Source organism: Listeria sp. MAN/IMW/UF555, assembly GCF_058684075.1.
The window spans coordinates 81,204-94,318 of the sequence record NZ_JBZWZS010000002.1 but is presented as its reverse complement, the minus strand read 5'-3'; the positions used below and the strand labels follow the sequence as shown (position 1 = coordinate 94,318).

The window sequence follows — 13,115 nt, the reverse complement described above, 5'->3', positions numbered from 1 at the left end:
GTGGGAGTGACGTTTAATTGTTATCAAAAATGGAGATTAATAAGCTTGCGATGAAAGAAAGTATGACGCTGCTTGCTTGTCCGATTTGTGGGGGAGAATTCTCATTTAGCGAGCCGAATTCATTTGTATGTAAAAACCATCATGGGTTTGATATTGCCAAGCCGGGATATTTACATTTACTTAAGCAAGTACATAAAACCAAATACGATCAAGCCTTATTTGAATCACGAAAAAAAGTGATTGCGAGTGGCTTTTTTGAAAAATTAATCGAACGAGTGACAGAAATCATTGCAGAGTCAAAAAAAGAAGAAATAGTGATATATGATGCTGGTTCCGGTGAAGGAAGTCATTTAGCGCAAGTTGTAAAAAATCTTCAAGAAAAAGGACGCCATGTCCAAGCAATTGGGCTAGATATTGCTAAAGAAGGCGTGAAACAAGCTGCTCGAGATTATCCCGGAATTGTTTGGACAGTAGCTGATTTAGCCAATTGTCCAACCCAGAAAGAGACGGCAGATGTGATTTTAAACATTTTATCACCTTCGAATTATGAGGAATTCAAACGGCTGTTAAAAACGGATGGTTTTTTGTTAAAAGTAGTTCCAGAGACGAATTATTTGCGGGAGTTTCGCGAATTTATTTATGTTGATGAGAAGAGTAGTTATTCAAATGAGTCCGTTACATCTCGGCTAGCAGAAAAATTAACAGTCGAGCATGTTGAACGGGTGACATATAAAGCGCCAATCGCAAACGAATTATTTGCCGATTTTCTTGAAATGACACCACTTGGTTGGCACATTGATAAAGATAAAAAAAGTGAATTATTAATAAATCCGCCAAAAGAATTAACGGTAGATCTAAAAATCATTATTGCAAATAGAGCACATCTTTTGTAAAAGATATGTGAATTATGCGCAATTTAAGCTATAATGAAGGGGAAAAATACAGAAGCTGGAGGAATGACATGAATCAATCAGAAACGAAAGCGTTAGAAGCACTGCAAAACGGATCAGACATACGTGGAATAGCAATCGCTACGGAAAAATATCAGATTACGCTGACAGACGAACGTGTAGAAAAGATTGCTTATGGATTTGCGAAATGGCTAAAAGAGGAGAAAAAAGTGGAAGGTCAGGCAAAAGTGGCGATTGGTCATGACAGCAGACTTTCAGCGGAACGGTTAAAAGCGGCACTTATCAAAGGGCTGACTTTCGCAGGTATCGATGTGGTGGATGTAGGACTTGCTACTACGCCAGCCATGTTTATGGCAACCCAGTACGAAGACTATGACTGCGATGCCGGAATTATGATTACAGCGAGCCACTTACCTTTTATGTATAATGGACTAAAATTATTTACGAAATCTGGTGGAGCTGAACATGAAGATATTGATTATATCGTAGCTCACGCAGATAAATCTTTCACAGAAAACGGACTAATCGCCGGAAAAGTTACAAAACAAGACTTACTTTCTACATATGCCGCAGACTTAACGGATAAAATTAGAGCTGGAATCACGGATGCAGCTGACAAAATGAAGCCACTCCAAGGAAGCCACATTATTGTCGATGCAGGGAATGGAGCTGGCGGCTTTTTTGCTGAAAAAGTGTTGGCAGAGCTCGGGGCAGACATATCTGGTAGTCAGTTTTTAGATCCGGATGGCAATTTTCCTAACCATATTCCAAATCCCGATAATGAAGAAGCTATGGCTAGCTTGAAAAAAGCGGTACTTGCGAGCGGAGCGGACTTAGGTGTGATTTTTGATACGGATGTAGACCGAGCTGCGATTATGGATAAAAATGGAGAAAGTTTAAACCGTAATCCATTAATTGCTGTTATTTCTAGTATTATTTTGGAAGAAAAGCCAGGAACAACTATCGTGACTGACTCAACAACAAGCGGACATCTGCAAACATTCATCGAAGCAAAAGGTGGAAAACAACATCGTTTTAAACGTGGTTATCGTAACGTTATCAATGAAGCTTTACGCCTTAATGCAAACGGAACACCATCAGAAATCGCTATTGAAGTGAGTGGGCACGCTGCATTAAAAGAAAATTATTTCTTAGATGACGGTGCTTACTTAATTGCCAAAATTTTGATGACGTACGCCACTTTACGAAAAAATGGGCAAGATTTGCCAGATTTAATAGCCGATTTAAAAGAACCAGCAGAAAGCGAAGAAATTCGTTTAAGTATTACAGCACCAGATTTTAAAGCTTATGGCAAAGAAGTTTTAGCTGATTTTCTGGCATTTGTAGAAGCTGACGCGGACATGGAATTAGAACCAGTGAACCAAGAAGGCATTCGTGTAAATACGAAGGGTGCGCTTGGTGAAGGTTGGTTCTTGCTTCGAATGAGCTTGCACGAACCTGTAATGCCAATGAATTTAGAAAGTGATGAAGCTGGTGGCATCAAGAAAGTGAAAGATCGTTTAGCAGGATTTTTCGCAACGAAAGCCGATTTAAAAATGTAAATAACAAAGAACTTGGTATGGAAAACGTATCAAGTTCTTTTTCTTTTTACCAAATCGATTGAAAAAGTAGAACGAGTGTAGTAAACTTAAAAAGCAAGCACTTACTTTAAAAGGGAAATAAAGTACAGGAGTGTGTTTTTTGGAAACTTGGATTACAAGTATTATGGCTGATTTTGGCTATATAGGTATTTTTTTGTTAATTATGATTGAGAACTTGTTTCCGCCTATTCCCTCTGAGATTATCTTAACTTTTGGTGGATTTATGACGACAGTTTCATCACTTAATGTAGTGATGGTGATTATTGTAGCAACACTTGGTTCAGTTGTAGGAGCTATTTTACTTTACAAAGTGGCCTCTTATTTTGGCAAAGAACGGCTAACGCATATTGTTTTGAAGTATGGCCGGGTTTTACGACTCAAGGAATCGGATATTGAACGCGCTGAAAGTTTCTTTTTGAAATATGGTAGCTGGGCAGTGTTTTTATGTCGGATGATTCCACTTATACGGAGTTTGATTTCCATTCCAGCTGGGATGACGAAGATGAAAATGTCACGATTTCTAATTTTAACAACGGCAGGGAGTTTGCTTTGGAATACGGTATTAATTGGTCTTGGCGCTCTTCTTGGCGAATCTTGGGGCGAAATTGTTGTTTTCATGGATAGTTTTTCGACAGTGATTTATAGTATCATTGCTGTTATAACCTTGCTTGGCTTAGGCTTCTTTTTCCGAGCACGCTTTAAAAAAACACTAGACGAAGAATAATGTCTAACCTTGAGGAGGAATCTTCAAGGTTTTTCTTTTGCGATTTTCGCTTTCGTGCTATGATAAGTTGGACATAGAAAGGGGACGGGACATATGCGGATTGGAATGCGGACAGTAAAAACAGCAATTGCAGCGACACTAGCGATTATTTTGGCGGAATGGCTTCATTTGGAATATGCAGTTTCGGCGGGAATTATCGCGATTTTAAGTGTACAAAATACGAAAAAGGGGTCTCTGCAACTTGCGATTCAGCGGGTTTATTCGACTGTCTTGGCGCTTTCTATTGCCGCCGTATTTTTCATGCTCATTGGTTATAACGCAGTGAGTTTTGGACTTTATCTACTGATTTTTATTCCGCTTGCTGTAAGACTACATGTTGCTGACGGGATTGTTGTAAGTTCAGTACTTGTATCGCACATTTTATTAGAACAATCGCTATCATTCTTTTGGTTTAAAAATGAACTTTTACTTATGGCGGTAGGCGCAGGTATCGCAATTATTTTAAATTTATACATGCCAAAAATGGAAGACGAATTAAAACGCAGTCAACAAAAAATTGAAGCCATCATGAGACAAATTTTAACAGAAATGACGCAAGGGCTTCGAAATCAGTCTGAATATCTTGATGAGTTTGGCTTATTAAATCAATTAAAGGGTACATTAGATTATGCACAAGAAAAAGCAGCAAGAAATTTGGACAATCAATTTTTTGCTTCGTCACACTATTATTCTCAGTATGTGGATATGCGACTGGTTCAGTACCGAATTTTGACACAAATGAAGCGACATCTGGTTTCGTTCCATCATTCTTCAGAGCAAAGTATGGCGCTCGCTGAAATTACTGAAAAAACAGCGCAGACGTTGGATGAACATAATACGGCGGAAGATTTAGTGGCAGAGATTACAACGATGGTGCATGAATTTCGTAGTAGTAAGCTCCCAGAAACACGTGAAGAATTCGAAAACAGAGCCATTTTATTCCAATTTATGAATGATTTGCGCTATCTTTTAGAAATGAAACGTGATTTTTATGCGGAGTTTGGCTTGAAGGAAAAAGAAATGACGAGAGGACGATGAATCGTGATTGAAAAAATTGGTCAAGTAATGTTATATGTGGAAGATCAAGCGGCAGTAAGAGATTTTTGGGTGGAAAAATTGGACTTTGTCGTTGTTTCAGAAGAAGTCGTAAACGGCGAAATTCAGTGGGTTGAAATCGCCCCTTCAAAAGGTGTGGAAACTACTTTTGTGCTCCAAAATAAAAAGAAAGTTGCCGAAATGAACCCGGATATGAACCTTGGGACGCCATCGATTTTACTGTTTGGAACAAATATTAGCGAACTGTATGAAGAATATAAAAACAAAGGAATTACAGTAGGGGATTTGGTTGATCTGCCAATCGGTCGCGTGTTCAACTTTGCAGATAATGAAGGGAATTATGTGGCGATTTGCGAAAAATAAAAAAGTCCAGATGACAATCTAAGTGATTGCCATCTGGACTTTTTTTATATAGTAGATACTAGCTTGTTTTCGCTCAGTGCTGCTTGGGCTGCTGCTAACCGAGCTATTGGCACGCGGTAAGGCGAGCATGATACATAACTGAGGCCAAGTTGATGGAAGAAGTGGATTGATTCTGGGTCTCCGCCATGCTCTCCACAGACGCCCATTTTTAAGTTCGCATGAGTCATTCTTCCGCGAGTAACAGCCATTTCAACTAACGCACCAACACCAGTTTTATCAATCGTGACAAATGGATCTTTAGGTAAAATATCTTTTTCATAATAATCAGCTAGAAATTTAGTCGCATCATCACGAGAAAAACCATATGTTAGCTGGGTTAAATCATTTGTTCCAAAACTAAAGAACTGGGCTTCTTCGGCAATTTCATCCGCGGTCACACAAGCACGAGGAATTTCAATCATCGTACCAATATCAAAAGGTAGCACAACTCGTTCTTTTTCAAAAATCGCATGAATGGCCTGCATAATTTCATTTTTTATATAACTAAGTTCGTTTTTTGTAGCGATTAAAGGAATCATAATTTCTGGGTGGACATCGATTCCTTCATCATGAACGATAACGGCACTTTCCATGATTGCTTCCGCCTGCATACGATAAATTTCTGGAAAAGTAATGGCTAAACGGCAACCGCGATGACCTAGCATAGGATTTGCTTCTGCCAGCTCCTCAATCCGTTTGGTGATTTGGGGAACAGTACGGTTCATATCGCGCGCTAATTGTTCGATTTCGCGGTTAGTCTTCGGCAGAAATTCATGTAGGGGCGGATCAAGAAGGCGAATATTCACTGCTCGACCATTTGCTATTCGGAATAATTCACTGAAATCCGTTTTTTGCATCTCTTTTAATGATGTTAAAACAGATTCGCGCTCTTTAAGTGATTCTGCTAAAATCATTTGTCTTACATAAGGGATCCTTTTTTCATCAAAAAACATATGCTCTGTGCGACAAAGACCAATACCTTCAGCGCCAAATAGTAATGCTTTTTTAAAATCTGTTGGTGTATCGGCATTCACGCGGATTTTTAGTTTTTTCTCAGCGTCTGCCCATGCCATTAATTCATCAAAATGACCGCCTATAGAAGCTTCTGTGAGTGCTATTTGTCCAAGATAGACATTTCCAGTGCTACCGTCAAGAGAAAGAAAATCACCTTCATGGAGCTGTTCTCCAGTTGTGAGGATAATGGTTTTTTCTTTTTCATTAATAGTGAGTTCGGCGCAACCTGCTATACAACATTTTCCCATTCCTCGGGCTACTACGGCAGCGTGAGAAGTCATACCACCATGAGCAGTTAAAATCGCGCTACTCCTTGCCATACCTTCAATATCTTCAGGAGAAGTCTCATTTCGTACCAGGATAACAGAAATGCCGCGTTCTGAAGCTACTACGGCTTCTTTAGCTTCAAAGAAAATTTGACCTGTAGCAGCTCCTGGACTTGCAGGTAATCCGGTTGCGATGACTTGCCCATCTTTAAGAGCGCTTTCATGAAAAGCTGGATGAAGTAATTGATGTAACTGTTTGGTTTCTACACGCATAATTGCTTCTTCACGAGTGATTTTGCCTTCGTGAACGAAATCGACTGCTGTTTGAATTGCTGCTTTGGCTGTTCGTTTCCCGCTCCTTGTCTGAAGAACGTAAAGCTTTCCTTTTTCAATTGTAAATTCAATATCTTGCATATCTAGGTAGTGATTTTCAAGCAGTTCACATGTTTTAAGGAGTTCGTTATAAACGAGGGGCATTCTTTCTTCCAGTGCGCTAATCGGTTCAGGCGTGCGAATTCCTGCAACGACATCCTCACCTTGTGCATTCAATAGAAACTCGCCAAAAACTTGCTTTTCACCAGTGGATGGATTTCGCGTAAAAGTAATACCAGTACCGCTTGTTTCGCCAGTGTTGCCAAAAACCATCGCTTGAATATTCACGGCTGTGCCAAAACTTGCATCAATATCATGCAGTCTGCGATAAATAACGGCACGAGGGTTCATCCACGAATCAAAAACAGCAATAATCGCAAGTCTCAGCTGTTCTAACGGATCTTGCGGAAAATCTCTGCCAGTTGCTTGGCTGAAAATCAGTTTATAAATCTCAATTAGTTCACTTAAATCAGCAGCAGTTAATTCCGTATCTAAAAGATAATTATTGTCTTTTTTTATACGAGCAAGCGCCTGTTCAAATTGATAGCTTGGAATTTCAAAAACAACATCGCCAAACATTTGAATGAAGCGACGATAAGAGTCAAACGCAGAACGAGCATCTCCTGTTAAGTTAGCTAATCCTTCAGCAGCTTGATCATTTAACCCTAGATTTAGAACCGTATCCATCATTCCTGGCATCGAAAAAGGCGCGCCAGAACGTACTGAAACTAACAGCGGGTTTTCCGCGAATCCGAAAATTTTTCCAGTTTGTTTTTCGAGTTCTGCCAAATGAATTTTTACTTCTTCAAAAATGTCTTCGGATAGATGTTTGTTGCTCGTCGTATAATCATTACAAGCATCGGTCGAGATAATAAAGCCAGGAGGGACGGGCAAACCAATTTTCGTCATTTCGGCCAAATTAGCACCTTTTCCTCCTAAAAGATTTTTCATTTCTTTAGAACCTTCACTGAACTGATAGACAAATTTTCTCACTTTATTCACCTCTTCTAATTAGTGGTAACTCGTGATAATCTCCGTGATTAGGGCAGCGGTTTCTTCAATGGCTTTGTCTTCAACATGGATTACTTGGCAGCCAAGCTTTTTGAAAGTAGCATAACCATATTCTAATTCTTCTAAAATGCGTTTTTCACTAGAATAACTACTTGCTTCATCTAAGCCAATTGATTTTAATCTCACTTTCCGGATTTGAGCAAGTTTTTCAGGTGTAGTTGTCAGACCAATAATTCGTTCTGCGGGGATTTGAAAAAGTTCATCTGGAATCGGAATTTCTGGAACGAGTGGCACGTTAGCGACTTTCCAGTTTTGATTTGCAAGATAGCTACTAAGTGGGGTTTTACTCGTTCTTGAAACACCGACTAAAACAATATCGGCATCCAGTAAACCGCGGGGATCTTTGCAGTCATCATATTTAACGGCAAATTCAATTGCGGCAATACGATCAAAATAATTACTATCAAGCCGGCGCATATTTCCTGGGTCTTGTTTAGACTTTAACCCAGTTTTTGCTTCCACTGCGGCAGTTAGCGTATGTAATAAATCGACGTTTGGAAGATGATTTTTCACACAAAAATCTGACGCATAATCAGCGAGCTTTGATTGTACTAGCGTTTGAACAACAATCCCATCGGCTGCTTTTGCTTCTTCTAATGTTTCAAGTAAAGCGTTTTCATCGCGAATAAAAGCGTGGCGCCGAATATCAGCTGGTTTATTAAGTGAAAACTGAGCTGTTACCGCGCGAATAATATGTTGAGCAGTTTCTCCGATAGCATCTGAAATAACATATATAATAACCGGATTTTCCATATTTGCCTCCTATTAAACCTTTTTTATTGTATCTACAAAAAGCGCAGTAATACGTGTTTTTGATATTTTTCCGACGACTTTCGCTTCTCGAGAGTTATTTTCAAAAACGGGAAGCGAATCGATTTGATGAAAGACAAGCTGTTCTGCTGCGTGCAAGACTTTATCATTTTTAGTCACAGTAACAAGGTTTGGCATGCGCGTCATAATGGTCGCAATGGGAGTGGCTTTCGTATCTGCATCCGCCAGTGCGCCTTTCAGTAAGTCTTTTCTAGAGACAAGCCCAACTAATTGTTCGTCATCAATTACATATAAACTGCCAATATCTTCCATAAAGAGCATCACAATGGCGTCATAAACACTTGTTTCTTTTTTTGCGAAAAATGGTTGGGTCATAATATCTGCTACTTTCAATTGGCGAATTTCATCCAAATGAATCGGATTTGTTTCGAGTCCTGAGTAAAAATAACCAACTTTAGGTCTGGCATCTAAAATTCCGGTCATCGTCAAAATCGACAAATCAGCGCGAATCGTAGCACGCGTTAATTTTAAATGAGCAGCGATAGAGTCACCAGTAGCGGGCTCATTCGCGCGAACAAAGGCAACAATCTGGTGTTGTCTAGAGGAAAGTTCGATTGGAATCACATCCTTTTATTATGTTATGCTAAACATTATATAGTATGACATAATTAAAAACAAGCCTTAATTATGTCACACTATATAAAAAAACCTTCTCATTATCGAGAAGGTTTTAAAAATTATAATTTAAACATAAAACAAAATGCAGAAGTACATAAAAGCAGTTCCCGCGATAACAAATAAATGCCAAATCGCGTGCATATAAGGTACTCGAGGGATACTATAAAAAATTGCTCCTACAGTAAACATAATCCCACCAGTCGCAAGTAGCCAAAATCCGGTTGGCGTTAGCCCTGCATAAAGTGGTTTAATGGCGAACATGACCATCCAGCCCATTACTAAGTATACAAACGTCGATAAAAGTTTTAATTTGCCAGTCATAAATATTTTATAAATGATCCCAGCAATTGCGAGTCCCCAGATAACACCAAACAGCGTCCAACCGAGAGTTCCTTGAATCGTAATCAAAACAAATGGTGTATAACTGCCAGCAATTAAAACATAAATCGCGGCATGATCCATAATATTAAAAACCGTTCGTGCTTTGCAAGGTTTGAAGCTATGGAGCAGTGTGGAACAAATATAAAGCAACATTAGTGAAATTCCATAAATTAAAAAACTTGTTAAATAAAGAGGATTATCTTTTCCAGCGGCGAATATTATAAGTAAGACGAGCGCGGGAATACTAAGGATAAATCCAACCCCGTGCGTTATTGCATTCGCCAGTTCTTCTTTCCAATTATAAGAAGTGACATTCATTTTATCACCATACTTTTCTACAAAATTTTTGTGGGTTGTTACATTTCTATCATACGCTAAAAAAGTAAGAATAGAAAGACAAATACCATTTCTTTCTCTTTTCTTAAAACTAGTTTATAGGTTGTGTATAACGCCGGGAATGTTATAATAAGAGAAAATAAGCAAAAATGGATGTGGCTAAATGAGAAAAATAAAGATTATCACAGACTCAACTGCAGGCTTAACTCTTGAAGAAGCAGCAAAATGGAATATTGAAGTTTTATATTTAACCGTAGAAATCGATGGGAAAGTTTATAATCCTAAAACAGACATTACACCAGAAGAATTCATGGTACGCATGGCTGAAACAAAAGAATTACCAAAATCTTCGCAACCAGCAATCGGTTCTTTTGTAGAAGCTTATGAAAAATATACGGCAGAAGGGTATGAAATCCTTTCCATCCATTTGACGGAAAAACTAAGTGGTACAGTGAATGCAGCTCGCCAAGCAGCTGATATAGTGGAAGGAAACATCACCGTAGTAGACTGCGATTATACGGCACGTGGCCAAGCATTCCAAGTACTAAAAGCCGCTGAAATGGCTCAGGATGGCGATTATTCAGTAGAAGAAATTCACGCTGTAATTAATGATATTCGCGACAAAACAAAACTTTATATTGTGGTCGTAACGCTCGATAATTTAATTAAAGGTGGGCGTGTTGGTCGAATGCAAGGTTTCCTAGGTAGTCTTTTGAATATCAAATTAATCGCTAAGCTTACTGATGGACAATTGGAAGAAGAAACCAAAGTTCGCAGTAACAAAAAAGTTTTACAATACTGCCTTAATCTAATTAAAGACGAACCGAAAAAAATTCAACAGCTGGATGTAGTTCATGCCAATGGGCTGAATTTAGCTGATGACTTTATCGCAGAGTCTAAAGAAATAACTGGATTAACAGAAATTCCACTATTTTTTGCAGATCCTGTCATTTCCACTCATGCTGGAACTGGCGCGTTTGCATTTATGTACTATACTGACTAAGTGAGTGATTGCATATGACAAAGAAAAAATGGCTGTGGCTTACAGGAAGCGTGCTTGTTATCGCGCTTCTCGTTGGCGCAGTTTTTGGTATCAAGTATTATAAAGAATCAAAAGAAATCCCTATTAACCTAGTTGCAATGGGTGACTCATTAACAGAAGGTGTTGGTGATGAAAACAAAGAAGGCGGCTATGTGGGCATTGTTCCAGAAAAACTAAATGAAGAAGCTACAGTGTCTAGTGTGAAAACGAGCAACTACGGTGTATCAGGAAACCGTATTACACAACTAGAAAAACGCCTCAAAACGAATAAACAATTCCAGAAAGATGTCAAAAATGCCAATGTAATAACTATTACAATCGGTGGGAATGACGTGATGGCTATTTTGCAATCTCGCCTTTTAAATGTAGATGTGGCTGATTTTGCAAAAGCAAATAAAGAATTTCAACAAGAACTTACAACGTTACTTAAAGATATTCGCTCTTACAATAAAGATGCAGCGATATTTTTAATGGGTATTTACAATCCTTATACGACTTATTTTGCAGACATAAAACAATTTGATGAGGTCATTACCAATTGGAATGATGCTTCTGCGAAAACAATTAAACAAACTAACAATGCTTATTTCGTCCCAGTGGCTAAAGCATTAGAAGATAGAAATACATCCAATAAAGACAAGCCGAATCCATTACTTTCAGATGATTATTTCCATCCAAACCATAAAGGATATGAAAAAATGAGCGCCGAGTTAGAAAAAGCTATCGTCAAACAACTAGATGATGGTAATATTCCTAAATAGAAAGGTGATAAAATCTTGCAAGTAGAAACAAGATCAGCTCCAAAAAAACCAAAACGAAATTATTGGAAATGGATTTGCCTAACTTTAATTAGTTTGCTTATCCTTCTTGCTGGCTGGCTTTATGTAACAGTCTTTGTACTTAGCCCACAAGAAGAGCCAACGCCTTCCCTTATTAGCAATAAATCAAATATTGAATTTCAAACAAGCACCACTAAATCAGACTTAAACCAATTAATCAGTAGCTATATAGAAGATTTCAGCAAAGAGCAAGATATCGGTTATAAAGTTTTTGTAGCAAATAATGTCAATTTTACAGCTGAAGCGAAGATTTTTGGTGAGCCTGTTGAACTAAGACTGAAATTTTCACCAAAAGTAGTTGATAATGGAAATATAGAATTATCGCTGACAGATATGTCTGTTGGAGCTTTACCTTTACCAGTTTCTTACGTGATGAACTATGTTAATAAAAACTATAAATTCCCTGAGTGGGTCACTGTACTTCCTAAAAAAGAAAAAATATATTTATCTTTGGACAAATTAAAACTAAAAGGCGACACAAAAGTTCGTGCCGATACGCTAAATTTGAAGAAAGACGATATTTCGTTTACACTTTTAGTACCAGTTAAGTAATTTAACTGGCCCAATCCTAGTTAGGGGGCATTTTTTATGACAAAAGAATCACTTGAAAAAGCAACATTTGCTGGAGGATGCTTTTGGTGTATGGTAAAACCTTTTGACACACAGCCAGGAATTGAGAAAGTCGTTTCGGGTTATACAGGTGGACATACAGTGAATCCAACATATAAAGAAGTTTGCAGCGGGACAACAGGGCATACCGAAGCAGTTGAAATTACATTTGATCCGGCTGTATTTCCTTATGAAAAATTAGTCGAAGTATACTGGCAACAAACAGATCCGACTGATGCAGCGGGACAATTTGTCGACCGCGGAGATTCATATCGTCCGGTTATTTTTTACCATAATGAGGAACAACGACAAATCGCTGAAAAATCTAAAGCGGCTTTGGATGCAAGTGGAAGATTTAAGAAACCAGTAGTCACAGAAATTGCAAAAGCAGAAACTTTTTATCCTGCAGAGGAATATCACCAAGATTTCTATAAAAAAGAAAAAGCGCACTATGAAGGTTATCAAGTGGCTTCCGGTCGTGCTGCATTCATAGATGCCAACTGGAAAGGGTGAAGTCAAGTGGATGAAAGTAAAAAAAACGAGCGACTTAAACAACTAACAGATATACAATATAATGTGACCCAAAAAGCGGGTACCGAACGCCCATTTCAAAATGAATTTTATGATAATGTGGCAAAAGGAATCTATGTAGATATTGTTTCAGGAAAGCCGTTATTTTCATCCAATGATCAGTATGATGCTGGTTGTGGTTGGCCAAGTTTCACAAAACCAATTGACGAAGCAGAAGTAATCGAACATAGAGATTTATCACATGGGATGATTCGGACAGAAGTGAAGTCAGTTGAGGCTGATTCGCACTTAGGGCATGTTTTTCCAGATGGACCACAAGATCAAGGTGGACTTAGATACTGCATCAATTCCGCAGCGCTTCGATTTATCCCCGTTGATAAGTTAGAAGAAGAAGGCTACCAAACCTATAAGAAAATCTTTGAATAAACAAACGATGCCAGAAAATGAAATGCGTAGAATAATATCGCGAAAT

General features: G+C 38.4%; 14 protein-coding genes. 10 read left to right on the top strand and 4 right to left on the bottom strand.

The window, feature by feature from the left end:
• Positions 1-17 precede the first annotated feature (17 nt).
• The 5 genes from AC4PG8_RS07595 to AC4PG8_RS07575 all read left to right on the top strand — a co-directional run bounded on the left by AC4PG8_RS07595 (position 18) and on the right by AC4PG8_RS07575 (position 4,694).
• Positions 18-893 carry a putative RNA methyltransferase gene (locus AC4PG8_RS07595; protein ID WP_492170228.1) on the top strand — a complete coding sequence of 292 codons (876 nt, stop codon included), beginning with the start codon at positions 18-20 and terminating at the stop codon, positions 891-893.
• 68 nt (positions 894-961) lie between these two features.
• A complete protein-coding gene (locus AC4PG8_RS07590) occupies positions 962-2,473 on the top strand; it encodes a phosphohexomutase domain-containing protein (protein WP_492170227.1) in 1,512 nt (503 codons plus the stop codon).
• Positions 2,474-2,612: 139 nt separating this feature from the next.
• Positions 2,613-3,236: a DedA family protein gene (locus AC4PG8_RS07585; RefSeq protein ID WP_003763020.1), complete on the top strand. Its 624-nt coding sequence runs from the start codon at positions 2,613-2,615 to the stop codon at positions 3,234-3,236.
• Positions 3,237-3,329: 93 nt separating this feature from the next.
• Positions 3,330-4,313: an aromatic acid exporter family protein gene (locus tag AC4PG8_RS07580; protein WP_003763019.1), complete on the top strand. Its 984-nt coding sequence runs from the start codon at positions 3,330-3,332 to the stop codon at positions 4,311-4,313.
• Positions 4,314-4,316: 3 nt separating this feature from the next.
• On the top strand, positions 4,317-4,694 hold the full coding sequence (locus AC4PG8_RS07575) for a VOC family protein (RefSeq protein ID WP_010991691.1): 378 nt from the start codon (positions 4,317-4,319) through the stop codon (positions 4,692-4,694).
• Positions 4,695-4,738: 44 nt separating this feature from the next.
• Here AC4PG8_RS07575 and ppdK read toward each other — a convergent pair whose 3' ends face one another.
• From ppdK to trhA, 4 genes are all read right to left on the bottom strand, one after another.
• A complete protein-coding gene (gene ppdK / locus AC4PG8_RS07570) occupies positions 4,739-7,378 on the bottom strand; it encodes a pyruvate, phosphate dikinase (protein WP_492170226.1) in 2,640 nt (879 codons plus the stop codon).
• Between the two features lie 18 nt (positions 7,379-7,396).
• Positions 7,397-8,209 (bottom strand): pyruvate, water dikinase regulatory protein, encoded by an 813-nt coding sequence (locus AC4PG8_RS07565; RefSeq protein ID WP_033532920.1) that lies wholly within the window; start codon positions 8,207-8,209, stop codon positions 7,397-7,399.
• Positions 8,210-8,221: 12 nt separating this feature from the next.
• Positions 8,222-8,851 carry a transcriptional regulator CcpN gene (gene ccpN / locus AC4PG8_RS07560; RefSeq protein ID WP_003763015.1) on the bottom strand — a complete coding sequence of 210 codons (630 nt, stop codon included), beginning with the start codon at positions 8,849-8,851 and terminating at the stop codon, positions 8,222-8,224.
• Between the two features lie 120 nt (positions 8,852-8,971).
• Positions 8,972-9,604: a PAQR family membrane homeostasis protein TrhA gene (gene trhA, locus AC4PG8_RS07555; RefSeq protein ID WP_010991688.1), complete on the bottom strand. Its 633-nt coding sequence runs from the start codon at positions 9,602-9,604 to the stop codon at positions 8,972-8,974.
• 181 nt (positions 9,605-9,785) lie between these two features.
• On the opposite strand from trhA, the gene AC4PG8_RS07550 reads away from it, so the two are divergent.
• From AC4PG8_RS07550 to msrB, 5 genes are read left to right on the top strand one after another with little or no spacing between them, the layout of a single operon-like run.
• Positions 9,786-10,625, top strand: a complete 840-nt coding sequence (locus AC4PG8_RS07550) for a DegV family protein (RefSeq protein ID WP_185562700.1) — start codon at positions 9,786-9,788, stop codon at positions 10,623-10,625.
• A gap of 14 nt (positions 10,626-10,639) precedes the next feature.
• Entirely contained in the window at positions 10,640-11,425 is a 786-nt protein-coding gene (locus AC4PG8_RS07545) for an SGNH/GDSL hydrolase family protein (RefSeq protein ID WP_492170225.1), read from the top strand.
• Between the two features lie 15 nt (positions 11,426-11,440).
• Positions 11,441-12,055, top strand: a complete 615-nt coding sequence (locus AC4PG8_RS07540; protein WP_070753677.1) for a YpmS family protein — start codon at positions 11,441-11,443, stop codon at positions 12,053-12,055.
• A gap of 36 nt (positions 12,056-12,091) precedes the next feature.
• Positions 12,092-12,625 carry a peptide-methionine (S)-S-oxide reductase MsrA gene (gene msrA, locus AC4PG8_RS07535; protein ID WP_003769341.1) on the top strand — a complete coding sequence of 178 codons (534 nt, stop codon included), beginning with the start codon at positions 12,092-12,094 and terminating at the stop codon, positions 12,623-12,625.
• 6 nt (positions 12,626-12,631) lie between these two features.
• Positions 12,632-13,069: a peptide-methionine (R)-S-oxide reductase MsrB gene (msrB, locus tag AC4PG8_RS07530; RefSeq protein ID WP_003769339.1), complete on the top strand. Its 438-nt coding sequence runs from the start codon at positions 12,632-12,634 to the stop codon at positions 13,067-13,069.
• Positions 13,070-13,115: the final 46 nt, after the last annotated feature.